Origin of the sequence: Echinicola soli (assembly GCF_006575665.1) — a bacterium.
In the GTDB taxonomy this organism is placed as follows: domain Bacteria; phylum Bacteroidota; class Bacteroidia; order Cytophagales; family Cyclobacteriaceae; genus Echinicola; species Echinicola soli.
Genome location: NZ_CP041253.1, coordinates 1,178,377 through 1,204,548, shown reverse-complemented (window position 1 = coordinate 1,204,548; position 26,172 = coordinate 1,178,377). Strand labels below are relative to the sequence as shown.

The window sequence follows — 26,172 nt, the reverse complement described above, 5'->3', positions numbered from 1 at the left end:
AAGAGCCGGAAAGCACAGGTGCTCTCCGGCTACAAACTAAATCTAAAAAATTAGCGAATGTGGTAAGTCTTTTTACCATAATGCGTTTTGCCAAACATATCAGTGGCTTCCACTTCAATGGTGTGGGCACCTTTTTCCAATTTGGCATCAATGCCAGCACGCCAGAGGTGGGTGCTTTTTACAGGATTGGAAGGACGCCTACCGTCCAATAACTCATCAGTAGTGTCCCACTTATACACATCCATCAGGTAAGTGGGATCATATTCTTCCAGATAGGTCATTTTTTTCCAAGGACCATTATCAATTCTATAGCGTACCTGGTCGTCTGCAGTGCCCATAAAAAAATTCACAAAGATGCCTGCGGATGTGCGCTTGTCTTTTTCCAGCACCTTCGGTGCAAAGATGGCCATTTGATAATCGTCATTCTGATCGACCACCTTGTACCTCACTTCATATTGGTTTCCTGTAAAGTCCAAGAAAGCGTACCCTTTTGGTGTCCCATCTCGCATGGTGGACTTGGGAATACCTTTCTCATTGAGTTCGCCAGAGTACCAGTCTCCCGAGGTAGTACCCACGTTATAGTGGTGGTGTGGGGTAGCCTGTCCCCAACCGTCTTTCTCAAAGAAGAAGTCTTGTTTTTGCAAATGGGTATGTGCGGAAAGTGATAGGGTCTGTGGATAATCCTTCAGCAAGTCAAACAGCTGCTGGCGCTCTTCATCATTAAAAGGATCGCCATTTGGTTCGCTTAATGGAATATGGAATGCCAATACGATCAAGTGATCTTTGGGAACGTATTTCAAATCGTTTTTTACAAATTCCAATTGGTCTTCCCGAAAGCCTCCCCAGTATCCTTTGCCATCCCGTGGATCAGGGTACATTACATCGTCAAGGACGATAAAGTGAACCTTGCCGTGGTTAAAGGCATAATTGGCCGGACCAAAATGTGCTTCAAATGTTTCGTCGGCCAGATGGTCTTCCTGTGCATCGAAGTTAAGGTCATGATTTCCCAGGACATTGTACCATGGCACACCCACCTTGGCGGTGGCCGCAATGTAAGGATCAAAAAGATCCAGGTCATTACCGACCAGGTCTCCCAGTGACAGCCCAAAGTCGATGTCTTCGATGCCTGCTACTTCGGAAACGACACCATTGTCAAAATGATTGACCTCTTCTATGGTGTATGGTTGTGGATCGCCAAAGATCAATGCGGTGAAATTTGTCTTGTCTGCGGCAGGTAACAGGCCGAAGTCTATTTTTTTAGGAAGTTTGCCAGTGGGTGCCACTCCCTCAAAATCCATATCGGGAGAACCATTTGGCTTGTGAATGTAGAAATACTGAGGAAGGTTTTGCTCATTTACGGGAGATTGGTAACCGGCAGGCTTGATGACAAAAATGATTTGATCCTCGCCTACTGGCAGTTCATAGCGGCCTTTTTTGTCCGTCAGGACGACTTCTACCCCGTTGGAAACGGCTACTTGGGAAATACCATCTTCCTTACGGTCTTTTTTGCCGTTTTGGTTTAAATCTTCATATACCGTTCCTTTGGCAGTTTCCTGGGCGATTGCTGTCCATGATGCCGCCAGTAATAGACCGGTAAAAAGCAGTTTTTTCATGATGTGGTGTTCGTTTTAAGTAAAATGATTAAGTTTTAAATTTCCTTTTTTTATGACAAAACCATCCCTCCATGGTAATTTCATAGGTGGGATGGCAACACGATATTACCATAATAACAGCACCTGCATATTGAACTACTCCTGCTTTGTCAAATCAATCATTTGATTCAAATAGATCCCCGTCCTTCGGGATCAGAATCTCATCAAATAACCGTCATTTGACCAAGTAGGACTGCTGAGAATTTTCAATATAAATACTGCATTCTGATGATTTGGGCCATAGGACTTTTATTCTAATAGTAAAGTGTCGAAAATGACACATCACTACCGAAAAATATGGTTATAGAATTGTTATGAATTCTGAAAAATGGTGATGTTAGCTTAATAAAGAGCCGTAATTATCGGGATTGGAGTAATGACAAAAGGCTGTGAAGGATAGTGGGATTTTAACTAGCAAGGCTTAGTTTTGTAACTTCTGAGCTTACCTAAAAACAGCACATGCAAAATAAACCGCCAAATACCGACCAGACTATGCCGCATTACACCATGCCAATGCGGGGAGTAATCCTTATTTCAGGAATGATGGCAGTGGCTTGGGGAGCCTTTTTCAGATGGATGGGAGATCCGCTGCTATCTTGGCTGGCGATGACGCCTGGGCAAACAGTGCCTGCAGACGCCACCATTTATGGAAGTTTTGTCCTGATTATCGGCTTTTTATTGTTTTTAAGTGCATTTTATCCAATTTCATGGATTTATCTTACCATGCTGGGGATCGCCGGAAAACTTATTTCTGCTATTTGGTTTGTGGCGTATTATGTGGATATCCTTGGCTGGAACAAGCGCACCATTTTCCATCTAGGCTTTAACGAACTGTTTTGGCTGATTCCCCTCTCCTATGTGCTATGGAAAGCCCTCCAGGTCAAAGTCTACCTCCAAACCTACGAGGAGTAAAGAAAGGGAGGCAAGGGAAAAGGTGAATAAATTTGGCAAATTTGAATATTTCCAGTAGCATCGGTTTTCATATCGAATAGCAAAATGCTGTAATTGGTTTGCGATTTTTAACCTTTTATTTTTTGTACTATATTAGCCTATTAACATCAAATCAACCTTCATTTTTTTGATTGGATTTTGGAGTTTTCGGGAATAACCACTTGATAAGTAACACATTAATATTGTTTGTATATCTATCACTTATAACACACACAAATGGAAGTAGCTAAAGTTGATCTTTTTATGATGATGAATAGTAAGTATTTTGAAGCTCATCATCTTCCCTTTATCCGTGAGCGCTTGCTGAGGCTTGATGACGCATCATGGGAAACCATTCAGGTTCTGCAGTTTTATGATCCCAATACGGTACAGCTTGTATCCCTGGTGGGTGGTCAGCTGGGAATTGACCGGTTTATGGTGGGTGATACAGGATTGGGAATTTTAAAATTACTAACCTGTGGAGGGTTTGTGATTTGGTCGATCATTGATTGGTTTATGATCCCGGGAGTGGCCAGGGAAAAGAATGGCATCAAGCTAAAAGAAGCGCTGGAAGCTTTGCACAGGACAGCAGAACCCACAAATCAAATAGAGTCGACAGATCGTGAGCAGGAATAAGCTTTATATCATTCTATCGATCGCTTTTATGGCAGGTTATGGCTGGTTAGCCTACCAGTTGCATGCAGCGGTGAGCCACAGCCATGGCCCTACATTATGCCTGATCAAAAACGTCACTGGTGTACCATGTCCTTCGTGTGGTATTACACGGGCGATCATGGCGATTATCCATGGTGACGTGAATGGTTCATTATACAGTAATCCTTTAGGTCTTTTGGTAGCGACGGGTTTAGTGGTCGGCCCTATATGGCTGCTAGTTGATGTATTATGGCGGAAAGAGACCCTGTGGAAGAGTTATCAACAAGTTGAGGTTTGGCTCAGGAATCCTGTCAGAGCCATTCCCTTGGCAGTGGTGGTGCTGATCAATTGGTTTTGGAATATATACAAAGGGTTATGATGCACATTCGTCCGTTTGACTACAGGCCTAGCGACCATGAAGCAGAAAAGGCTTCTAATAGCTATCTCATGTCCTTGGTGGCTTTGATTGCAGGATTGCCACTGCCTATTATCAATTTGCTGGCCACGCTGATCTTTTATTTGGGCAACCGCAAAGGAACGTATTTTGTACGTTGGCACTGCACGCAGGCCTTGGTTTCGCAGTTTTCCCTCTTTGTTATCAACACCATTGGGTTTTGGTGGACACTTTCGTTAATTTTTAAAAACACGGAATTGAGCAATATGTACATCGCCTATATCTTTATGGTCGTGCTAGCAAACCTAATGGAGTTTATCGTGACCATATATAGTGCAATCCAAATTCGGAAAGGGATCCACATCGAATGGTGGTTTTATGGAAGTCTTACCAGTCAAATTTGTAAGAAGTCATGAAGGAAAATGTGTTTCTCCAAGGAATTGCCGTGCTGGGATCATTTTTGATCGGCTGGTTTTTACTAGCGCAAGTCGATTGGATAGGGCTCTTCAGGTGGGAAGAATCCAGTGACAAGCTCGAGGAAAAGCTAGGTGAAGAGCTGTGGAAAATTTATTCGCGCGAAGCCGATGAAGTCACCAATGATACCTTGCGCATGGCGATGGACAGTATCGTCAGTGAGATTAGTAAAGCCAATGCCATCGATGTGGATAAGATCAAGCTACGCATCTTAAAAAAAGATGAGGTAAATGCCTTTGCCATGCCTGATGGATACCTGGTACTCTATACAGGCTTGATAAAAAATGTGGATAAACAAGAAGAACTTACTGGTGTAATTTGCCACGAAATGGCTCATATCCAACAGAAGCACGTAATGAAAAAGCTTGCCAAGGAGGTTGGGATATCCATGTTGGTTTCCCTCACCACTGGCAGTTCTGGCACCGGAGTGGCTGAAGTCGCAAAATTGCTTTCTTCGACGGCTTTTGATCGTGAACAAGAGCGGGAAGCAGATCTGAAAGCGGCCGAGTACATGAAAAACGCCCAAGTCAGTCCTGAGCATTTGGCCAACTTCCTATATAAAATGTCCTTGGATGATCATGAAGCGGTTAAGTACTTTACGTGGATCAGTACACATCCTGATAGTAAGGAACGAGCCACTTCTATTGTGGATAACTTTATGAAAGGCGAAGTGGAGAATAAGCCGATTCTTAGTGAGGATTCCTGGAACGATGTGATCAAGATCGTACATGATCTAAAAGCTAAATAGTTACGAGAATATCATACAAAAAAATCGGTTCTATATGATTTACTATGGGTAAACTGAGCGCTAGCGGGCTATATAGAACCAAAAAATCAAGTAACTTAAAGTAGTAGTTGAAGTATAAGACTGTTTAAATGATCAATAAAATTTTTGGGGTGAATATAACTGATAATCAGGGAACTATATTTTTTTCACAAATAGAAAAGAGGCTGATCGGCCGTTCGGAAAACGTACCAGGAACAGCCTCTTTTAGTGGGATAATATGACTTATCAGGTTACTAGAATTAGAATCAATAGGATGATGATGATGGCTCCTACAGAAAGGTAGACACCTCCACCCATTGTTTTAGCTTCTTTTTTCATCCCTCTCAGTTCTTCACGAACATCTTTGATTTCATCTTTGCTCATCTCAGAGAAATCCATGGCTTTGATTTCCTCCACACGATCATTGATCTCAGTGAGTCTAGCTTCCTCCTCGGGTGATAATTCCGTTTTTTCTTTTTCCTTTTTTTCGGGTGCTGCCATGGCCGCAGGTGAAAACGCAGCAAAGCTAAACATGACCGCTAAAAAGTAGACGACTTTTTTCATATTCATTTTTGATTTAGTGATAAACAATTAGCATTAATTCATATTGAATTTACGAAAATAAAACGCATTGCAAAATTCGCAATCCGCTAACGGTAGTTATTTGATCAAATTTTAAACCAAAATATAAAATGTGACCTAAAAAGTTTTCCACATTTTCCCCGATTTAATTGTCGATTGTGCTAAAATTTCCTTCAATATAGTACAAAGATTTCTTCCATCCCGAAACATGAATTTTTCTTATCCGCAATTATCTTGTTAAAAGGTACATTTTTAATGGTTTACAAATTAATGCTATTGATTGCGATTATAATTGGTATAATTTACCTTTATTATGGTGTTTGATTGGCACTGTCTTTGTTTTTTTTAACTATGAAAACTAAACCAACTATTTATAATGAAAAGATCACTAGGATTCTTTCTGGCAGCCTTGGTACTATTTGCTTCCTGTAACAAGGACGAGGAGCCGATGCCACAGCAGTCCGAAAAGCCTGCATTGCCCCCTGAAGCCAGTATGGCTCCAGACATGAGCATGTTTGAGGAAGAGGGTGACGAAGGAGCGCGTGTTACTGCTGCTACCAACTGGGCTTATGCTGCTATCAATGTGGGTGTTTACTCATCCATTCTCTATACCCACTTGGTCGTACCGATTACCGCCTTTAAAGCTACCATAGGCACAGAAGCCGCGTTTGACGAAGATACTGGCCTTTGGGTTTGGGAAAAGGCATTTGATGTGGAAGGGCACGGAGCTTATGACATTCGCCTTACCGCAAATGTTCAAGGTGAAAATGTCAACTGGATGGGTTATATCTCTGGTGAAGGGATTGTGGATAACTTCGTTTGGTTCACCGGAACTTCCAATATGACCGGAGAAGCTGGATATTGGGAGCTTTATGAGTCACCTGAGTCTGCTTCGGTATGGCTATCCAATTCATGGGGGTATGATCAGGAAACGGGAAATGGCGCCACTACCTTTACTGTAGAGAAAGATGGAGAGAATCTTGGCAGTTCCATCACTTACCGCATTGATGATTCCAAGGAAATGGACAGGGCCGTTGTCATAAATAATACCGATTTGGATAGTGAAATCTTCGTGAACTGGAGTAAGGCTAGTAAATTTGGCCAAGTAAAAAGTGAAACCTATTTTGAAAGTGATGCTTATTTCTGCTGGGATGCCAACCTACAAAATACAAGTTGCGAATAATCACCTTGATTGACGTAATCAACAAAAAGGCGATGGGATGAAATTTCCCATCGCCTTTTCTTTTGAGCGATAACTTTGGATCAAGTGGAAAAGCTGTGGGGATGATTATTCCCTTTGTTTTAATATGGTTCCTTTTTTTTGCCACAAAGAAGCGAAGGCACAAAGGGGGTTGATAGGGATTTGTTGTTCAATTGGCATCTTTTATTTACAAAAAACTTCGTGTCGTGGCGAATTATAGGCTTGCTTTTTTCTGCCACAAAGACGCGAAGGCACAAATTAGGCTGGTTTGCATTTGCCGTGTACTTGGCTGTTTGTTCCCAAAAACTTCGTGGCTTGGTGACCTGGTGGCTTGCTTTTTTCTGCCACAAAGGCCCGAAGGCACAAATTAGGCTGGTTTGCATTTGCCGTGTACTTGGCTGTTTGTTCCCAAAAACTTCGTGGCTTGGTGACCTGGTGGCTTGCTTTTTTTCTGCCACAAAGGCCCGAAGGCACAAATTAGGCTGGTTTGCATTTGCCGTGTACTTGGCTGTTTGTTCCCAAAAACTTCGTGGCTTGGTGACCTGGTGGCTTGTTTTTTTTCTGCCGCAAAGGCCCGAAGGCACAAATTAGGCTGGTTTGCATTTGCCGTGTACTTGGCTGTTTGTTCCCAAAAACTTCGTGGCTTGGTGACCTGGTGGCTTGTTTTTTTTCTGCCGCAAAGGCCCGAAGGCACAAATTAGGCTGGTTTGCATTTGCCGTGTACTTGACTGTTTATTCCCAAAAACTTCGTGGCTTGGTGACCTGGTGGCTTGCTTTTTTTCTGCCACAAAGGCCCGAAGGCACAAATTAGGCTGGTTTGCATTTGCCGTGTACTTGGCTGTTTGTTCCCAAAAACTTCGTGGCTTGGTGACCTGGTGGCTTGCTTTTTTTCTGCCACAAAGGCCTGAAGGCACAAATTAGGCTGGTTTGCATTTGCCGTGTACTTGGCTGATTGTTCCCGAAAACTTCGTGGCTTGGTGGCTTGCTTTTTTTCTGCCACAAAGACGCGAAGGCACAAATTAGGCTGGTTTGCATTTGCCGTGTACTTGGCTGTTTGTTCCCGAAAACTTCGTGGCTTGGTGACCTGGTGGCTTGCTTTTTTTCTGCCACAAAGGCCCGAAGGCACAAATTAGGCTGGTTTGCATTTGCCGTGTACTTGGCTGATTGTTCCCGAAAACTTCGTGTTGTGGCGAATTCGTGGCGACATACCAAATGAATGAAAACCTTGTCCCGCCCCCAGAATAATGCTCGATCCATAACTTGTTAACTCCTATTGCCGAATTACCAAGCGGTATGCCCATCGCCTATATGACCGACACCGAAATCAGCTGGCCACTTTTGTATTTCCCAGCCAATGCAGCATTTTGAAATGTGATTTCAGGGCCTGTATGAAGGTGACTTTGGAGTAATAGGGCAGATTGTACTCAGCAGCTGTTTTACGAACGATCGGAGCTATCTTACGGTAATGAACATGGCAAATGTCTGGAAACAAGTGGTGTTCGATTTGATAGTTCAAGCCGCCGATCAGCCAAGAAAACACCCTGTTTTTTTCGGAATAGTTACAAGTGGTCATCAATTGGTGGATCATTCGTTCTCCTTCCACCTGGCCAGCACTGTCCATTTTTGGGAAAGTAACATCGGGCATAATATGTGCCGTCTGGAATACCAGAGAAATGCTCAGCCCAGTCACAAAGTGCAAGGCCACAAAAGCGAGCAAGATATGCCCCACACTGAAAGGGGAAAACAGTATCGGCAGAACCAGTATGAAAATATAATACATCACCTTCCATGCGATGATCTTCAGTACGGTATTGCGGTAGATATTTTTCCCTTTGAGCAATCCCATTTTGTAATACCTATTGAGCCGGACAAAGTCCTTGGACGTAACCCATGATAGGGTAGAAAGCCCATAGAAAAACCACGTGTACAAGTGCTGGTAAGAATGCATTGCATTCTTTTTGGCATTAGGAGAAAAGCGAAGAAAGAAAGGCACATTGATATCATCATCCCCTTCATGGATATTGGTAAAGGAATGGTGAAGAACGTTGTGCTGGATTTTCCACACGGTAGCATTTGCTCCGACGAGGTTCAGCGTATAGCCCAACAGCTTGTTGATCGATTTGTTTTTGGAATAGGTGCCATGTATGGCGTCGTGCATGACCCCCATGCCAATTCCTGCCATTCCCAAACCACTTAAAATAAAGCAAAGGTAAAGCTGCCATGTCTGGCTCACTACTCCCAAGATCACCAACAATACTGGTACAAAATAGAGGGAAAGCATGAATAACGTTTTGAGGATCATTTCCAGATTGCCATATCTGGACTTTTGGGTTTGCTTAAAATGAGCATTCACCCGGCTTCTTAGCGTAATGGAGAAATCAGACAGTGCTGATTCCGTAAATCGGATAGTCTTAATATTGAATATAATTAAATGGTAAAATATTTCGTTTCGGTGCAGGCAATGAAAATACCTGTGACTTCAGTTTAGCGCTCTTTTCATTAGAGATGAACCAATTGGTAGAAAAAAGAATTAAAACATATAGAGATAGAATTCTTGGATGACTACTAAGGCTATAAACGTGGGCCATTAAGGCTTGGTAAATGTGTGTAAAATACTTGTTGCTTTTTGGTTAAAGGATAATACCTGAGGCTTGAAAAGGGAAAGCAGCTTACCTGGACAGAAACCAATTCAAGGTGATGTAAGACTTGCCTCTTTATAGTATATCTTCTTGTGAACAGCATTATCTTACCTTATACCAAATATAGGAATTCTAAACGGATAAATTGATAAGGAAAGATGTTAAATCTTGCTAAATTTCCACTCCAAGTGGACGTATCCAATGGCTTGTTTTCTTTTTAACTCTGCCAATTAAATGACTCAATAACAGTTGTAAACGATTAAAAAGCCGGGTTTTTCTTTTGTTTATGATTTAAATCATTACTTTGAAGAAACAAACTATTCTGTTAACACATTCTTCATTATGGACAAAGTGCAGTTACAAAGGGACTTTATGCCCAAAGATCTGGTACTCAAACTTCACCGCGATATCCCCCAATACGATTGGAAGCAGAAGATGAGCGTGCTGGATGATTTTTTTGCCAGTCAGGAAGGTAAGATGGATGCTGACGTGCTCTTTATTAGGAAAAACGAGCAATATGCTTTTTTCTATTGGGAATCGGATCAATATGAGCTTTCCATAAACCATTATGAAAAAGCACTTACACTGCTCAAGCCATCTGATTACCCTTTTTTATATCATATCATCACCTTACAGCTCATTGCCTGCTACCACTATTTAGGTCACTATGATGCGGCACTTGTCTGGTTTGAAACCGCATTGCTGAACTTATCTGAAGAAAACCATTCGTTTCAGCTATTGGCATTGCTGAAAAGTTATGTGGATATCTTAGAAGACACGGGAAGTTCTTTTGACGAAAGACACTTGCCCCTGATCCAGCGGGTGGTCGACGATGCGGGTTTTCCACAGCCTGATGAAAATCCCAAAACAGCCATAAAATCCCTCTCAGCCATGCATTCGGAGTGGAATAAAAAATTATCCATCCTGTACATTGATTCAAATGATGGCAAAATCGATCAGAAAACGGCCCTCCAAGAATATGCAGATACTTGCCCAATTGGCTGGTATCGTGACCATGCCAGGGAGCGGCTCTAGCACCATCAGACTTATCCACATCCTTGGCTCGAAAGAGGTTGATTGCTCATCACCCTGTATAACGGTGTGACGACACCTATGGGCACTTTCTCACTTGGCTCATCCTTCAAACGTTTTACTGGAACTAGCTACTTGATGGTTGATTTCAGCGAGCTCCTCTGCTGTGAGGTATCGCCATTTACCGACTGGCGTATCCAGCTGGACATTCATGATCCGGATGCGCTTTAGCTTGGTGACTTCATATCCCAAATAGGTACACATTCGTCTTATTTGCCTGTTAAGGCCCTGGGTGAGGACTATTTTAAACTTCCGCTTGCCGATTTGATCCACCTTGCACTCCCTTGTGACCGTGTCCAAAATGGGGACCCCATTGGCCATTTTCTGGATAAAGGCAGGGGTGATGGGCTTATCCACCGTGACGATGTACTCCTTCTCATGATGGTTCTTGGCACGCAGGATCTTGTTTACGATATCACCATCGTTGGTGAGAAATATCAACCCTTCACTGGGCTTATCCAGTCTCCCGATGGGAAAAATCCGCTTGGGGTGATTGATATAATCGATGATATTGTCCTTTTCCCTTTTGGTATCTGTCGTACAAACAATACCCACGGGTTTGTGAAAAGCGATATAGATAAAATCCTCTTTTGGCGGTGACACGAGCTTGCCGTTGACACGGACATCGTCACCAGGGCTTACCTTGGTGCCCAGTTCAGGAACTTTGCCATTAATGGTGATCCGGCCTTCCTCCAACAGCTTATCGGCCGCCCTTCTGGAGCAATAGCCGATTTCACTTAAGTATTTATTGATCCTTACCGTGTCCTTTTCCATATATGCCTTGACCATTTGAGCACAAAGTTATGAGATTATTTAAAAAACCGGCTGATGAGGTCGATTGAATAGTCATGGCCAAGAAAGCAAGAGCCTGTTGAAAACTCCCTCTAATCTTTCTCCACTAGCCTAAAAATCAGATCACGCGCCAAAGTGCCGATTGTCTCCACGTTGTACCAGACGGCATTGATGTCCATCAGAATCCCATTGGCAATATGGCCGACAGCATAGATGCCCTCACCACCCCTGGGAGAGATCACCTGCATAGTGCGTTCGTTGATGATCGCCCCACCCACCTTGTATGGTTGTATAAATTGACGCTCCATCAAATTGTGGATAAGTGGACTTTCCATCTGATCAAGTGCCGATGAGCTTCCTGTGGCATTGACCAAAAAATCCACAGAGACCAACTTATTCTGATTGGTCTTCACGCTAAACGTATCCTTTTCATGAGAAACAGCATCGCCATCCTCCATAGCACAAACTTCCAATTGGCCCAGATCAAATAGTCGCAGGAGCTTTTTGGCATTGTGCAGCGGCATGGGGTGCCTGTTGATGGCCCAGTCACTGCCAACCCATTTTTTAAACAGCAGCTTTTGGTCCGTTCCCATCCAGCTCCATATAGTGGAGGCATCATACCGCATGGCATCGGCGATATTGAGCAAGGCATCACCGCCCTCTTCAGCGCAGGAAATGTCCCAATGGAGCAGTGCTTTCGCAGAAGATTCCCGAGAAGTATGCTGCAGCCAATCCACTGGATGTCCTTCATAATGCTCCACCTCATCCATCAAAAGCCGTAAAAGGGTCTTTACACGGGGTTTTTTCAACGTTTTACGCTTTATCTTGTGGATATTTTCCAGCGTTAGATAAATACGTTCGTATGCTTTGTTTTCCAATGGCTGAACTCGAGGAAGTTTTCCATCAGGTGAAAAAAGCGTGATTTTTCCCTGGTGGTTGTTATCCACAAGCGTCATGACGGTATCAATGGCACTCAGGCTAGAGCCCAGAACGCCCACATGGGCTTCTGTTGGAATTTTAGTCTTGATCCTGGAAGCTGGCCATGGAAAATCCAAAAACCGCTGATGTTTTCTGAAAGTGGTGAAATTATTTGGTTTGGGTGTCCCTAAGGCCAAAATGACAAAATCACTCATGATGATTTCACCGCTCTCCAGCTTTACCTGATACCGTCCCTTTTGAGTATCAATATCCATTGCATGGTCTTTCAGCACTTGGACTGGAAAGTGTAGTGCTTTAGCGCGTTTCAGGTAAATTTCTGCCTGTTCGGCAATGTAATCACCATAAAAAATCCGAGTGGTATAAGCATTGTCCATGTCGCCAGTACCTTTGACGTTTTGGTTTTTGCGGTGGCCTTGCTTTTTTAGCCAATTGGCAAAGTGTGCCGGCTCATGCGCAAAGATCCCCATCAGGTCCGCTTGGGTATTCAGAATATGACCGGGCTGCGGCGTTCCGAAAGCCAGCCCATATCCCAGTTTATCATCCTTTTCCACAATGGTGACTTGCACCTTTCGTTCCAAACCGGCCGTTGTGACCTGGATAAACAGTTCAATAAAAGCCGAAACGCCATTGGCACCGCCGCCAATAATGGTGATGTTTTTCATGTTTGAAGTTTAAAAGCCAAGCAAGCTCAAGATAGTTAAAATAAAATGACTATCGGTAATTTTACCCGTAGTGGTACCATTCCAAAATGTGATTTGGAAAGTTAAGGAAGTCCCTTGGTGAGACCGGTTTAAGAAAAATGAGCAGGCCGTTAAGAAAATGAATTAGCTCGCGTCGTGGAACAGCGAGATCCATTCATTTTCAGGCCGGAGCAGTTTTCATAAATTAAATTGGGTAACGTATCGTCCTCACTGGAAAACTTGTCCTTCCCAATTTAAAGGGCTCACCACCGGACTGGATTTTCCGCCCTTTTCATCAATGGAAATGCGTAGCATTCATGAAGACCTATTGAAAGCAATTTTACACCTGAATAAAAGAACAGAAACACAATTTATTCAATTATGCTTGGCTACGTGTATGATTGCGGAGACTCATATAAAATAATTTCATAAAGGATAAGTTGTCCTCCTTCAGGAAAGCCCTTATTTTGTGAATTGCTCGCATCTCATGTCTTAAGTCCCGCTATATGAAACGAAAATTACTGATTACACTGTCAATCCTTACGCTGAGCCTTATTGCACATGGCCAAACCAAAAGTCCTGCTGTATTTTTGGGCTATCAACTGGGTGAGCGGTTTACGCCACACCATCGCATTGTGGATTATTTCGAACATGTGGCGGCTCACAATGACAATGTAACGTTGGAATATTATGGTGAGACATTCGAAAAACGCCCCTTGATGGTGGTCTGGGTTTCCGCACAAGACAACATCGACCAACTGGAAAAGATCCGTGTGGATAACTTGCGGCGAACAGGCCTCGAAACCGGCAATCCCAACACCACCATTCCCATCACTTGGCTGAGCTATAATGTTCATGGAAATGAGGCCGTCTCATCTGAAGCAGCCATGAAAACCCTTTGGGCATTGGTGGATCCAGCCAAAAGCGATAACAAAGCTTGGCTCCATAACAATGTGGTCGTCATCGACCCCTGTGTCAATCCCGATGGCCGCGACCGCTATGTCAACTGGTACAATCAAAAGATGAATACCCAGCTCCAGCCAGACATCCAATCTGCAGAACACCAAGAGCCTTGGCCAGGTGGAAGGGCAAACCATTATCTATTTGACCTGAACAGGGACTGGGCTTGGCAGTCGCAGCAGGAATCCCAGCAGCGTATGGCACTTTACCAACGATGGATGCCCAATATCCACTTGGATTTTCATGAACAAGGCATCAATAGCCCCTATTATTTTGCTCCTGCGGCGGTTCCGCTCCATCGTCAGCTAAGTGACTATCAATTGGAATTTCAGGAAACTTTTGGTCGTCGGAATGCTGCTTATTTTGACGAAAATGATTGGTTTTATTTCACCAAGGAAGTGTTTGACCTGCTCTATCCCAGTTATGGCGATACTTACCCGATGTTTAATGGCGCTATCGGCATGACCATCGAGCAAGGGGGATCAGGAGCCGCTGGTATAGGTGTCCATACGGCAGAGCGTGATACGTTGACGCTAAAAGAACGTATCAAGCATCACCACACCACAGGACTCACAGCCATCGAAGTTACTTCAAAGAACGCTTCGCGGCTTTTGAGTGAATTTGAAGCCTACTTTGACCAATCACCCAAAGGAAAGTACAAGAGCTTTGTTATCAAAGGCTACAATTCCGAGGGTCGGATTGCCGGGCTATTGGCACTTCTGGACAAGAATAAAATCAAGTACAGCCAAAGTGGAAAATCCACCAGCCTTCGCGGCTATTCCTACCAAAAAGGAAAGAAGGAGGGTTTTAACCTAGCTAAAGAAGATATCATCATCAATGCCTGGCAACCCAAGTCGGTGCTCACCCAAGTACTCTTCGAACCTGAAGCTCAGCTACAGGATAGTTTGACTTATGATATTACCAGCTGGGCCCTTCCTTATGCTTATGGACTGGAAGCCTATGCTTTGGAAGAAAAGTTGGAAGGAAGTACCCCTTATACACAGCCGGAATTTGTAAATAATGATGTGGATAACTCGGCTCTAGCCTACCTTGTCCCATGGAATGATGCGGAACAAGCCGCTTTTTTAGCGGCATTGCTTCAGGAAGACATCCGTGTCCGGTCTGCAGGCTATCCTTTTACGGTCGATAACAAAGACTATCCCACCGGAAGCCTCATCATTACGCGCGGAGGAAATGAATACGTAAAAGATTTTCATCAAAGCGTCACGCAATTAGCAAACAGGCACAAGATTACCCTTGGTACGGCCAGCACTGGTTTTATGGATAAAGGAAAGGACTTTGGATCTTCTTCTATTAAGGTGATCAAGGCCCCAAAAGTGGCAATTTTCAGCGGAGACGGAGTCTCTTCCCTGAATTTTGGGGAAGTCTGGCATTTTTTTGAGCAGCAGTTGCAGTATCCGATTTCAGTGCTGAATGCCTCGGATGTAAACCACCTGAACCTGGAAAAATACGATGTCCTTATCCTGCCCAGTGGCAGTTATGGTTGGGAAGGAGAGGAAACGGATAATCTCACCAACTGGACCAATGCAGGAGGAAAGCTTATTGCTATAGAAGGAGCCTTGGAGCTATTTGCCAATAAGGAAGGCTTTGGGTTATCCACATTTTTATCGGACGAGCAAAAAGAAGACTTTCTTCAGCAAACGAACCTTGATGAAGACCTAACTTCCCCATACCGAGATAGGGAAAGGCAGACCATATCCAATTTCGCAGCAGGAGCAGTGTTCGAGGTGGACATGGACAGCACCTATTCACTGGGATATGGTACAGGAGGCAAGTACTATACCCTCAAAAATAGCCCCAACCGCTACGCCTTCCTTAATAATGGAATCAATGCTGGAGTTATCCATAGCTTGGATCAGCACAGGGCTGGCTTTATTGGCTACAAAGCCAAAGCCAATATGAAAGAAAGTTTGGTATTCGGTGTGGAAAACAAGGGCAAAGGCCAAGTTATTTACCTTGTGGATAACCCTCTTTTCAGAAGTTTTTGGGAAAACGGGAAACTTATCATGGCCAATGCGGTCTTTTTGGTGGGAAATTGAATCACTTACGAGTAGTGTGGAGGTGATATAGGATAAAGCGAAAACCTGGCTTTACGCCAGTTAAACCCGAAGTTGTTTTGAATGCCACACAGATGACGTTGATTCTTTTTCTGGGCCACTGGAATATTTGAGGGCCACCAAGGCTCCAAGGCGCAAAGAAGGGATCAAGCAATATTTCTGGGGGCGATGAATTTCAAGGTGGTTTAGGAAAGTATATTTTTCTTTCGTTCAGCGCAGGGAGGGGTACTCCATTTATTCAAAAAAAGGTTTAGTGTAAATTTTTGGATAATAATGTAATTGCTGCTAAAATAAAATGCTGTTGATTCGGCTATTGTTTCCAAGGCCGTTGCCCATGGCTATCACGCTCTATCTGATACTAGACATGGCTACTTGGATGCAGACAAGCCTTTAAGGGCTTCCGCCTAACCTGTCCAGCCCTTCCTAAAAAAAAATCAGCGCAAATCTTTTTAATCGGCACTATCTGCGTTCTATTAAATCCACCCCCTCAACTTTTCCACTTGACCCCAAAGAAGCATCGTTCCAGTGATCCCCAAAACTTGATGGCTTGGTAGCTTCCATTGTTAGTGCCCATTGTTTTCGTAGCACAGCTGTCGTAGCAACGGATATTCGGGTACATTTAACAATAAACATTTGCCAGCTCACATTCGTAAACTCACCTATGAGCAAAAAAGACAAGAAAAAACAACAGGAAGAAGCTGCCGAATGGGATTTGAGTGAGGGTTTTGGAGGTATTCCGGAGGATGTGGAATTGACCAAAAACATCGGCTGCGCATCCAACAGCCGTAAAAAGAACAAAAAAAAGGAAGACTGAGCAGTCCTCCTTTTCTATAGCGTTAAGCCGTGATTTAGGCTTCTGATTTTCCGTCAGGATAGAAATGGTTAACGTCCCTTTGAGGAAATGGGATTTCGATGTCATTGGCCTCAAAAGCTTCTTTCATGGCTTCCATATTGTCAAAATATACCGGCCACAGATTGGAAGCATCGGTCCATACACGGATGACCAAGTCCAAAGAACTGTCTCCAAAGCTATTGAAGAATACCACAGGTGCCGGATCTTGGTGCACGCGCTCGTCCTTGGCAAATACACCCAAAATAATTTCTCTGGTCTTCTTCAAATCAGTGCCGTAGGCCACACCAACGTTAAAGTCTGCCCTTCGGGTAGGTTTATTGGACATATTGATTATGTCTGAATTGGCCAGCGCACCATTAGGAATGACGATGTCTTTATTGTCAAAAGAGTGCATTTTGGTATAAAGTATGTCGATGGACTCTACCACACCCAGGTGACCTTGTCCTTCGATGACATCTCCCACCTTAAAAGGCTTAAAGAGCAGGATCAAGACTCCACCGGCAAAATTGGCCAAGGAACCTTGCAGTGCCAAACCAATCGCCAAACCAGCAGCACCTAAGATGGCTACAAAGGAGGTAACATCTATACCGACCGTATAGCCTATGGTCAAGAACAATAATATATAAAGTATACCACTTGCCAAACTCACTAAAAAATTGGTCAAAGATGCATCAGGGTTCCTTTTAGCTATTACTTTCTTTACAGAATTAAGTATAAAATTAATGACCATCTTACCCACAATATAGATAAGAATGGCATAAAGTAGGCTTGGGATAATTTCCCACATGAGCTCCACGCCCTGATCAATCATTGATTGCAAGGTCTCTGCATTAATATTTTCCATAGGTTATAAAATAATTAGTTAAAAACTTAGATTTTATGATTTTTTGATGGCCACAAATAGGTAGCCAAAGGATGATGAAACGTTACGATTGCTTAAATTAAGTGAAATTAGATAAATTTTAAAGAATAAACTGGACAATTGTAGGTAAAAAAATGTTTATGTTGGATAAAATAGGCTTAATATCTCAAATTCAATCTTTTATTAAATATTGAACGATTTAGGCCGCCAGTATGGTTTACAAACTAATAAAGGCCTCACAGACAAAAGGAGGTGATGTGGTAATTCGCTGAATTTAGCGTATTTTTACCCTATTGAATTGCCCAAAAGGACACCAAAAGTATATGTCAACAAAATCAGCAAAAATACTCAAAAGCCATCAGCTGCGTGTGACCAGTTGCCGTAGGGATGTATTGGATACGTTTCTAAATAGGAATATCGCCCTATCCCATTCTGATTTGGAAGAAAAGTTAAAGGAAAATTTTGATCGGGTGACGATCTATAGGACACTCAAGACTTTTTTGGACAGTGACCTTATCCATAAGGTGCTGGATGATACGGGTGTTACCAAATATGCCCTCTGTCACCACGATGCCGCTGAGGAACACCATGACCATGAACATGTGCATTTTAAATGTGATACCTGTGGTCAGACACAATGTATTGATGAGATAGCCCTTCCCGATATCCATTTGCCACAAGGGTTCATCGTGAAGGAAAAAAGTTTACTGGTGCAAGGTACCTGTAATAAATGCAGCAATTAAACTTCTACAGTCGGGGCAGGCTTCTTCGTTTTTGGGCCATCTGAAGGCCATATCACGCCTGGAGGCAAATCGATCTTTGGTGGATTTACGGTTTCTACCCCTCCTTCACCATCGTCGTTGCGATTTTTATTGGGCTTATGCGCTGGTCTGATCATCGTCATGACCAAGTACACGAGCAGGACATATGCCATTCCGAAAACGATCATATCAACTACCATTATGCTCATGCGCCTATGATTATCTGGTTTATGATAATTTACAAGAAAAATTATAATAAGTCAATAGCCTTGGGAGCAAAACGGGGGCAAGCGGAAAAGTTGAGGGCATGAATCCCTTTATTTTAAATTGCTTTCTTTTTTGCCACAAAGTCACCAAGTTTTTTGGGAAACAAAGGAGCAGACTGCACGACACTTCCCAACAAATCTACTTTGTGACTTTGAGTCTTCGTGGCCAAAAAAAGCAGGCCACCTGTTGTTCCGGCAGTTGTGCTGAGGAACCTCGAGCAGTGGGTTTTTAACTCAACACTTGTTAAAGTGCGCGCAGCATAGAGCGTTCGTTCTTTTCTATTAAGTGGAATATCAACGCCAATTGGTCTGTCCCGCCGTTAGGTGGGCTAGCCTGGTAACGAATAAGATACGGTAAACCACAAAGCCCCAAAGCTGTTTTCAAAACACTTCGTGTCATGGCAACTCCGTGGCGACATACCAAATGAATGGGAACCTTCTCCCGCCCCCAGCGGTATTGCTTGATCCCAAAACGGGTCAAGCGGAAAAGTTTGGAGGCCTGGAGCAGGTGTTTTTTTGATGGAACGCTGATTACGCTGATAGGGCTGATTATCTTGCCGCTTCAAGTCTTTCGGGAGGATAGGCTACTACGATTCCTACTGCATATTTCCGATATAAACAGCAAAATTTTTCAAGGCTATTTCCTTATCCATTTGTTAAATACCTCATATCATCAGATATTTGCGGTTCGAAAAACTAGTGTCATGATCGTAAAAACAAAAAAATATAAACTCGAAACAGGAACGTATGTCAAATTGGGATTGAAAAATGTCCTCAGGGAACAGTGGTGGGTGGTCTTGATTGCCATTGCCATTGGCTGTGGGTATTTCTGGATTGCTTCCTGGTGGTGGATCAGCATGGCCTTTGTAGCCTTGTTGCTTTACGTGCTGTTTTGGGTCATCCAATTTGCCGGCGTCAGCCAAATGGAGCAAAACAAGGTGATGTTTGAAAAGCTGGCCTATGAGATCGATAGTCGCCAGATCCTAATGAAGATCAACACCAAGCAGGGCATGCCGATCAACTGGGGAATGATCAAAAAAGCAGAAATCAACAAGGATGCTTTTGTACTCATCATGTCAAAAGCCCAGTTCGTGTACTTGCCATTTAGAATTTTCAACACTGAAAACGAACGGAAATTCATCGAAACCATCCTAAAGCGTAAAGGGCTTATTTAGGCCTAGGCATTTACTTAAACATCGCTTTTATATAGGTAACCACAGGTGGAAACAATGGATTTTGCACCTGTGGTTTTTTATTTCTCCTGAAATATTTTCTATGGTAAAATTGGTGTTTAGCACAAACATTGGTTTTGATATCGGTGCCTGATAGAGAGGAACAAGTTGCCGAAATACTTTTTTCTGGCCATTCCATGCAGGTGACACGATAGCCCTTTTGGAGAAAAAATTGACTCAGGCCAATTTCACCTTTTAGGATAATCTGTAAACGCTCTTCTTCGCTTTCAGCGGGAAAAGCGTCTCCAAACATCTTGAGGAACTTTTGCTTTGTAATAAAGACATAGGTCTGCACATGTGGCATTAAGCTGTTGCTCCGCTCATGATGGTCCTGAAAATTGATGGTACTACCGCACATGGCTACGTCGGGAAAACGGTTCAGCTGCTTTACAAATGCTTTTAGCCAGTTGTTTTCAAAAGGCCCAAAAGCACTCCTGTTCTGGAAGAAAATATAATCTTCTGCGCAGGCAAGCTGCTTCACCTTTCTATAAAGGGTAGCGTAACTGCTAAAGTCACGCCCTTTATTCTCCTTAAAACAGATGTCCTGAAGCTCAATGCTGGGATGTTCGGCAAACATTTTCCTGACCGTGTTTACAAATACGCGATCCATAAACCCAACAGGTTTTACCTTACTGATTGCAATATAGAGCATCACTTTTTCCACACCTGGATCGCTGTGCTTTAAGCGGACAAGGTTAAGGATATCTTTGATGAAAAGCCGATTATCATTGGCTGTGGCATAGCAATGAAAAAATTTGGCCTCTTGATTTTGTTGCATAGGTATTTGCCTTATCAGTCGCCCGGCTCCCCAAAGGGAAACACGCAGTGTTTTATAATCAAGCAAACTACCACTTTTTATATCGCAAAACAAGATTTCATCAGAAGATTATTATTGGTGAAAATTACCAAAAATTTATTCCCCGTGGATAACCTAGTTATCCACGGGGAATAAAGGCTATTGTGAGTTAATAATCAAGTGAATAACCGTTTTCATAGTTATAATGAAGCATCTTGGAAGCCTCTTTGTCCTTCTTTTTAAAAACCTGGTAAGCAGGATCCCATCGAAGCTTTCGCTGTAGTTTATTGGCAATATTGCCCAAGGTGCAGACCGTACAGGTGCTATGGCCGATCTCCACGGGGACAATAGGATCTTTTCGTTTGATCACACTCTCTATAAAGTCAAGATAGTGTGCCGGAGCATTTATCGATGACTTTTCGGCTTCCGGTACTAACAGATTAGGATCAGATGACTTAAATCCACCTCTTGAGACCTGAATCCAGCCTTTGTCACCAATAAAGCGGACACCGCGCGTATTTCCGTCAAAAGGCTCCGCGGTCATGACAATTCCGTTATCATACGTAAAGGTCAGTGGACTATTGTCTTTTTCAGGCGCGATCTCCACCGGGCCATGCCGATCCATGCCTATTCCCCACTGAGCAATGTCAAACATATGGGCGCCCCAGTCAGTCATCAATCCACCACCTGTTTCCCAGTACCATCGCCATGCTCCCCAAATCTGTTCGTTTTGGGCTGGATCCAAGCTGATGGGCGGATTAAGCTCGTGGTTATAATGAACAGGTTTGATCGGCCCGAGCCACAGGTCCCAATTTAGATCTGAAGGTATATTCTCCTCAGGCAAATCAAATGGTTTTGGAGAGGTAGGTTGACCTACGTTGGCCTTGACATGGTGTACTTTTCCGATATGGCCTTTCTGAACCATCCTGACGGCATATTGGAAATTGTTTTCAGAGCGCTGTTGACTGCCCACGGCCAAGACCACACTATTATCACGGACAGCTTTTACCAGTGCCTGACCTTCTTTAATGGTGTAGGTAAGGGGTTTTTCGAGGTATACGTCTTTTTTCGCTTTACAGGCATCGATGGCCATCAATGCATGCCAAAAATCAGGTGTGGCAATGACTACTGCATCTACATCATCCCGCTGGAGCAACTCTTGATACTTTTCATAAACGGGGACGTCGGCGGGCTTCTTGCCATATCGCTCGGACACAGCATATTGAAACCGCTGCCGCTTGACGCCATACACATCACAGCCAGCGATGATTTCTACATTGGGGATGTTCATCATGCCGTTCATGATCCCATAAGACTGTCTGCCCAGTCCGATAAATCCTAATCGGACTTTGCTGATCCCTAGCGGGGAGTTGGTGAGTGTTTGCGGTTTGCCAAAGCCAAGATGGGGCAAAAATGAAAGCCCTGCGGCACTAAGTGCCGAAGCACCTATAAATTTTCTTCTGGAAAGACCAGGCTTGTTTTTCTTTTTCATGGAATATTTCGGGTTTTTATTAGATTTCACAAAATAATACACCCAAAGTAAACCGATACATTGTATTTATCAAGAATAATGAGGAATTCGAGAGATAATCAAAAAGCAGCTTCGATCTCAAACTTGTCAATGGTAAAAAACATCCGCGTACCCATTTCGAAATTTCTCCCAGGTGCGGCCTTGATGCTGATTTGCATGCCCTCATCATCTTCCAGCTTTATGATTTGGTGATCTCCATAAAAAAGGATCCTCGTCACGATGCCACTAAGGGGCTGCTCAGCATTTTTTTTGATTTTGGCATCCTCAGACCGAAAGAGGATTTTTACCTTTTCCGTAAAGCTGGCCGATTCCGGATGCGGGATAAAACCAAAACCCGCATAAAAACCATCCTCGGTAGGTGTGGCCAATAGCTCATTTCGCTTTCCAAAGAAGTTGGCGACGTAGGCATTTGCAGGGTTTTTATAGATTTCCATAGGAGTACCCTCTTGCTGGAGGGTTCCTTTATGAAGAATGGCAATATTATCTGCCAGGGAAAGGGCGTCTTTGGCATGGTGACTGGCGACGATCGCCGTAATTCCAGTAGACTTGACAATGTCCCTGATATCTTCGCTTATTTCGTTTTTGAAACGGGTGTCCAAGCTACGAAAAGGATCATCCAGCAACAGCAGCTTTGGACGTGAAGCCAATGCCCTGGCCAGCGCTGCACGCTGCCGCTGGCCAGAGGAAAGCTGATGTGGATAAGCATTAAAACTATCCTCCAGCCCCGCCAAAGCCAGACTGTCCATGGCTATCTGCCGGGCATTACGGGGCTCGCGGTGCAGTGCTTCCCGTACATTTTCCAATAAAGTCATCTGTGGAAACAAGGCATACTCCTGATAGATCACCCCCACCTCCCGCTGATTGGCCGGGACGGATGACTTCCCGTTCACAATAGTCTGCCCTGAGAATACAATGTTTCCCTTATCAGGATGCTCTAACCCAGCGATCAACTTTAGCAATGTGGTCTTTCCAGATCCATTTTCCCCTACAATGGCCTGTATGCTGCCTTCCTCGATATCCATGTGGATATCTTTTACCGCAAACTGCTTGGTCTGTGGATACTTCTTGCTGATTCCATGGAGCTGGAGTAAACTCATTTTTATATAAGCTTTGGGGTTATAAATGGCCTATTGGGATAAATTTAATGGTATTTCTCTGAATAGTCATCCTAAACCGATGGGAAAACTGATCAGAATTAAACCCAATCGATAAAACTTGGTAATAACGAATCGATATTCTGTACTTGCCAAGGATCATCATGCGGTTAACAAAGAGCATTCTTTTGTCTGTTCAAATAAATGTAACATAATACGGCGCGTCCATCACTAATTGGTAAGTATAGGTACCGAAAGTACTTGACACGAATTTATGTATATTGCTGTAAATCAATGATATAAAAATAATGGATGGACATAGGTGAAATCACTTATCCACATTTCTTAACGCTTCCTTTCGACTGAGATTGGCCAATTCAGTGTTATCCACAAACTGCTTTACCCAATCAGGATTTGTCTTGCTGTATTGGCGGAGGATCCAGCCGATGGCTTTATTGATAAAAAATTCCTTCGAACCCAGCAGCGTGTGGATAATCTCCTGAAGGAGCTCAGTATCCAGTTTATCTTTATAATTGTGCTGAAAGAGCAGGGCGGTTCGTTGCAGCCAGATATTATCCGATGCGAGCCACTTATCCACATAGGGTTTTATTTGCTCAGGATATACCCAAAAATAATTACCCACTAGCTTTACCGCTATAAAATCTACCGTATCCCACCATGATTTATTCACGACCATATACTCCAGCAGGTCAATATCGGCCTTTTCCGGTTTCCGGAAGTACTTCTGCACTAGCTCCTGTGCAAAAAGCTGGAATTCCCTTTCTGGCATATTCCAAAGGATCTCCACCATCTCCGATAATTCTTGCTTATCAGGTAGGGCTGCTTTTTCCAAAAATGGCTTTTGAAGTTTCCTTCTGAAGGGTGTCTTCAGGCCGATAAATTCAAAATGATCCTTCATATATGACTTTTGGCCTTTTGCAATGACATTATTTCCGTGTCGGCGAAATTCATTTTAGAGGGTGCGCAGGTAGACTTTCATCCCTAAAAATAGGAAAAGAATCCATGTATTGATGCGTGATGATTACCAATCTTTTAACCTCATTCGATTTAAAACATCTTAGCTGTCGAAGTGGATCTTTCAGTGCTATTTTAAACCCACAGTAGATTTTCTAATGCATATTGCGGGTTTAATGCCGTTTAGATAGGAGCAGACAGTGACAAAGCTGTCATCTCGCTGCGGCGAGGGAAGCTCTCTCATACAACACAGATTGAAAAGATTCTTTTCCGATCTGTCAGGATCAGGATAGCCTGGCCCGCATGACTATCGGGGACATACGTTAACTACACGGCATTGATTTTAAACCTGAAATTGCTTCAACATCAGCCGGTATGTTTTAGTTTTCGGCTCTACCTGGCGGCGAGACAGGATATACCGTAGCGGTGCTACGCTCATACCTACAAACTAACCGATTTTTTTGAATCTCCGTTGTTCCGATAGCCGTACAATGAACCGGTAGATTTGGAAATGCAAGGCGGACGCAGGACGACAGGCTTTCCCAAAAGCCAAAAGCACGTCTCCGATAGCGGGGTGGGCTATCACGAGCGAGGTGAAACGATCTCAAGCTATTCTTAATGCATGCATGGGGAAATTGCTTTTCTCCGCTATGGCTACCATCACAATGACGCGGATTTATGAGACAGACTGGTAATCTCCACAACAACGCCTATAAACAATGGATCAAGCGGAAAAGTTGGGGGGATTAGGGTTGGTTTCGATAGCACGCAGATGATGCAGATTAATAAGATTTGCGCTGATTTTTTTTATTATAAACGCGATTTAAAATACCGTCATAGCGAGGAAGTATAGCCTGTCCCGAGCTATCGGGAACGTGGCAATCCCGTTTTCAGATACGGGATCGCTTCACTCCGTTCGCGATGACGGATTTATACTGATTTTATAATCTACACATTCCTATTGCTAAATGAAAGAGAAATATGCTTACCAAAACCACCTGGAAATCTCTCATCTTCCAGAAATATTGCTTGGTCCTCAAAATGTGCGAAAAAGGAGGCAAGCGAAAAAGTTGGGGGCATGAATCCCTTTATTTTAACAGGATTTCTTTTTTGTTTTTTTGCCACAAAGATTCTAAGACCCAAAGCTGTTTGTTTTCCATGAAATTTGGAATCCGCCTACAAAACACTTCGTGTCTTGGCGACTTCGTGGCGACATACCAAATGAATATAAATCTTCTCCCGCCCCCAGAAATATTGCTTGATCCTAAACAATCCATTCCGCAGCATAGCTCATAACATTAACAGTGGGTAAAATATATTTCCCCTCATCATACTGATAAGCGACGAATGTCATAGACGAGAAGGTTAGTTCAATAGACCTCTGTCAAAATGCTCCTTTATGGGCCAAAGCCTGCTCAATGTGCGCCAAGTGATGCTTGCAATGCCAGCTATACATACTTGTGGTCACGCCCAAGTTGGTTTCCTTTCGGTGTTCTGGGTGATAAAAAGTCCGGTGCAACTGCTCTTCACTAAGGCTATTGAGCAGAACGGTCCACCGACGATGGATACCAGCAATAATCATCAATGAATCAGAAACATCATCTATTGTGCTATCCGGCAATTCCGCCCAGCGATCCTCATAATACGGTTTGATACTTGGCGTATCTTCTGTCAGGGCTAATTTAAAACGGATAAAACTGTTCATATGACTGTCTGCACAGTGATGCACCAGTTGCTTGATGGTCCATCCGTCGGGACGATGGAGCCAGTTGAGTTCTTCTGTGGTGAGGTTTTCGGTAAGCGATGTGATCTGCTGGGGAAATTGGGCGATATCCCTGATCCAGCTGGACACATCCTCCATGGTGAATTTTAGGTGTTCGTGGTGCTGACCAATGGGATATTTTAATTTTTCAAGTTCTTGAGGGTTCATAGGACACAAATTTTAGGTTTCTCAATCTGTAGAAAAGTA

Annotated in this window: 23 protein-coding genes and 1 pseudogene; 11 read left to right on the top strand and 13 right to left on the bottom strand. The window is 43.4% G+C overall.

What is annotated here, in order from left to right; genetic code table 11:
* Positions 1–50: 50 nt before the first annotated feature.
* Positions 51–1,613, bottom strand: a complete 1,563-nt coding sequence (locus tag FKX85_RS05005) for a calcineurin-like phosphoesterase C-terminal domain-containing protein (RefSeq protein ID WP_141613680.1) — start codon at positions 1,611–1,613, stop codon at positions 51–53.
* Positions 1,614–2,111: 498 nt separating this feature from the next.
* Between FKX85_RS05005 and FKX85_RS05000 the strand changes: the two genes are divergently transcribed.
* The 5 genes from FKX85_RS05000 (at position 2,112) to FKX85_RS04980 (ending at position 4,852) form a co-directional block, all read left to right on the top strand.
* The gene (locus tag FKX85_RS05000; protein ID WP_141613679.1) at positions 2,112–2,564 is read left to right on the top strand and encodes a hypothetical protein; all 453 of its coding nucleotides are present in this window, start codon (positions 2,112–2,114) and stop codon (positions 2,562–2,564) included.
* A 255-nt stretch (positions 2,565–2,819) separates the two neighbouring features.
* Positions 2,820–3,218 (top strand): TM2 domain-containing protein, encoded by a 399-nt coding sequence (locus tag FKX85_RS04995; protein WP_141613678.1) that lies wholly within the window; start codon positions 2,820–2,822, stop codon positions 3,216–3,218.
* Positions 3,205–3,615 (top strand): DUF2752 domain-containing protein, encoded by a 411-nt coding sequence (locus tag FKX85_RS04990; protein ID WP_229239774.1) that lies wholly within the window; start codon positions 3,205–3,207, stop codon positions 3,613–3,615. Before FKX85_RS04995 ends, FKX85_RS04990 begins: the two co-directional genes overlap by 14 nt.
* The gene (locus FKX85_RS04985) at positions 3,612–4,046 is read left to right on the top strand and encodes a DUF4870 domain-containing protein (protein ID WP_141613677.1); all 435 of its coding nucleotides are present in this window, start codon (positions 3,612–3,614) and stop codon (positions 4,044–4,046) included. Before FKX85_RS04990 ends, FKX85_RS04985 begins: the two co-directional genes overlap by 4 nt.
* Positions 4,043–4,852 (top strand): M48 family metallopeptidase, encoded by an 810-nt coding sequence (locus FKX85_RS04980; RefSeq protein WP_141613676.1) that lies wholly within the window; start codon positions 4,043–4,045, stop codon positions 4,850–4,852. Before FKX85_RS04985 ends, FKX85_RS04980 begins: the two co-directional genes overlap by 4 nt.
* A gap of 264 nt (positions 4,853–5,116) precedes the next feature.
* Here the strand turns inward: FKX85_RS04980 and FKX85_RS04975 are convergent, their stop codons facing one another.
* Positions 5,117–5,434: a hypothetical protein gene (locus FKX85_RS04975; protein WP_141613675.1), complete on the bottom strand. Its 318-nt coding sequence runs from the start codon at positions 5,432–5,434 to the stop codon at positions 5,117–5,119.
* A gap of 394 nt (positions 5,435–5,828) precedes the next feature.
* On the opposite strand from FKX85_RS04975, the gene FKX85_RS04970 reads away from it, so the two are divergent.
* Positions 5,829–6,635, top strand: a complete 807-nt coding sequence (locus FKX85_RS04970) for a hypothetical protein (protein WP_229239773.1) — start codon at positions 5,829–5,831, stop codon at positions 6,633–6,635.
* A 1,342-nt stretch (positions 6,636–7,977) separates the two neighbouring features.
* On the opposite strand, the gene FKX85_RS04965 is transcribed toward FKX85_RS04970, so the two are convergent.
* Positions 7,978–8,934 carry a fatty acid desaturase family protein gene (locus FKX85_RS04965; protein ID WP_229239772.1) on the bottom strand — a complete coding sequence of 319 codons (957 nt, stop codon included), beginning with the start codon at positions 8,932–8,934 and terminating at the stop codon, positions 7,978–7,980.
* Positions 8,935–9,634: 700 nt separating this feature from the next.
* On the opposite strand from FKX85_RS04965, the gene FKX85_RS04960 reads away from it, so the two are divergent.
* Positions 9,635–10,327: a tetratricopeptide repeat protein gene (locus FKX85_RS04960; protein WP_141613672.1), complete on the top strand. Its 693-nt coding sequence runs from the start codon at positions 9,635–9,637 to the stop codon at positions 10,325–10,327.
* Positions 10,328–10,426: 99 nt separating this feature from the next.
* Here the strand turns inward: FKX85_RS04960 and rluF are convergent, their stop codons facing one another.
* Both rluF and FKX85_RS04950 read right to left on the bottom strand, forming a co-directional pair.
* Complete coding sequence (gene rluF / locus FKX85_RS04955; RefSeq protein WP_141616705.1) at positions 10,427–11,158, bottom strand: 23S rRNA pseudouridine(2604) synthase RluF; 732 nt, start codon at positions 11,156–11,158, stop codon at positions 10,427–10,429.
* Positions 11,159–11,268: 110 nt separating this feature from the next.
* Positions 11,269–12,777, bottom strand: coding sequence for an FAD/NAD(P)-binding protein (locus tag FKX85_RS04950; protein WP_141613671.1), 1,509 nt, complete (start codon positions 12,775–12,777; stop codon positions 11,269–11,271).
* A 524-nt stretch (positions 12,778–13,301) separates the two neighbouring features.
* Here FKX85_RS04950 and FKX85_RS04945 point away from each other — a divergent pair.
* Together FKX85_RS04945 and FKX85_RS21390 are read left to right on the top strand one after the other, a co-directional pair.
* On the top strand, positions 13,302–15,815 hold the full coding sequence (locus FKX85_RS04945; protein WP_141613670.1) for a M14 family zinc carboxypeptidase: 2,514 nt from the start codon (positions 13,302–13,304) through the stop codon (positions 15,813–15,815).
* A gap of 679 nt (positions 15,816–16,494) precedes the next feature.
* Positions 16,495–16,647 carry a hypothetical protein gene (locus FKX85_RS21390; RefSeq protein ID WP_168196215.1) on the top strand — a complete coding sequence of 51 codons (153 nt, stop codon included), beginning with the start codon at positions 16,495–16,497 and terminating at the stop codon, positions 16,645–16,647.
* 34 nt (positions 16,648–16,681) lie between these two features.
* Here the strand turns inward: FKX85_RS21390 and FKX85_RS04940 are convergent, their stop codons facing one another.
* A complete protein-coding gene (locus FKX85_RS04940; RefSeq protein ID WP_141613669.1) occupies positions 16,682–17,530 on the bottom strand; it encodes a mechanosensitive ion channel family protein in 849 nt (282 codons plus the stop codon).
* Positions 17,531–17,871: 341 nt separating this feature from the next.
* Here FKX85_RS04940 and FKX85_RS04935 point away from each other — a divergent pair, with 341 nt between their 5' ends.
* On the top strand, positions 17,872–18,291 hold the full coding sequence (locus tag FKX85_RS04935) for a Fur family transcriptional regulator (protein ID WP_141613668.1): 420 nt from the start codon (positions 17,872–17,874) through the stop codon (positions 18,289–18,291).
* Here FKX85_RS04935 and FKX85_RS04930 read toward each other — a convergent pair.
* Positions 18,288–18,518: a hypothetical protein gene (locus FKX85_RS04930; protein ID WP_168196214.1), complete on the bottom strand. Its 231-nt coding sequence runs from the start codon at positions 18,516–18,518 to the stop codon at positions 18,288–18,290. The genes FKX85_RS04935 and FKX85_RS04930 overlap by 4 nt on opposite strands.
* A 761-nt stretch (positions 18,519–19,279) precedes the next feature.
* Here FKX85_RS04930 and FKX85_RS04925 point away from each other — a divergent pair.
* Positions 19,280–19,750, top strand: a complete 471-nt coding sequence (locus FKX85_RS04925) for a YcxB family protein (RefSeq protein ID WP_141613667.1) — start codon at positions 19,280–19,282, stop codon at positions 19,748–19,750.
* A gap of 10 nt (positions 19,751–19,760) precedes the next feature.
* Here the strand turns inward: FKX85_RS04925 and FKX85_RS04920 are convergent, their stop codons facing one another.
* From FKX85_RS04920 to FKX85_RS04900, 6 genes and pseudogenes are all read right to left on the bottom strand, one after another.
* Positions 19,761–20,585, bottom strand: a complete 825-nt coding sequence (locus tag FKX85_RS04920) for a hypothetical protein (protein ID WP_141613666.1) — start codon at positions 20,583–20,585, stop codon at positions 19,761–19,763.
* A gap of 187 nt (positions 20,586–20,772) precedes the next feature.
* Positions 20,773–22,095 carry a Gfo/Idh/MocA family protein gene (locus FKX85_RS04915; protein ID WP_141613665.1) on the bottom strand — a complete coding sequence of 441 codons (1,323 nt, stop codon included), beginning with the start codon at positions 22,093–22,095 and terminating at the stop codon, positions 20,773–20,775.
* Positions 22,096–22,193: 98 nt separating this feature from the next.
* The gene (locus FKX85_RS04910) at positions 22,194–23,231 is read right to left on the bottom strand and encodes an ABC transporter ATP-binding protein (RefSeq protein WP_141613664.1); all 1,038 of its coding nucleotides are present in this window, start codon (positions 23,229–23,231) and stop codon (positions 22,194–22,196) included.
* A gap of 19 nt (positions 23,232–23,250) precedes the next feature.
* The gene (locus tag FKX85_RS21860) at positions 23,251–23,412 is read right to left on the bottom strand and encodes a hypothetical protein (protein ID WP_394344998.1); all 162 of its coding nucleotides are present in this window, start codon (positions 23,410–23,412) and stop codon (positions 23,251–23,253) included.
* 144 nt (positions 23,413–23,556) lie between these two features.
* Positions 23,557–24,186, bottom strand: a pseudogene (locus tag FKX85_RS04905) (DNA alkylation repair protein); the annotation flags it as partial.
* A 1,401-nt stretch (positions 24,187–25,587) separates the two neighbouring features.
* Positions 25,588–26,133 (bottom strand): YfiT family bacillithiol transferase, encoded by a 546-nt coding sequence (locus FKX85_RS04900; protein WP_141613663.1) that lies wholly within the window; start codon positions 26,131–26,133, stop codon positions 25,588–25,590.
* Between the last annotated feature and the right edge of the window lie 39 nt (positions 26,134–26,172).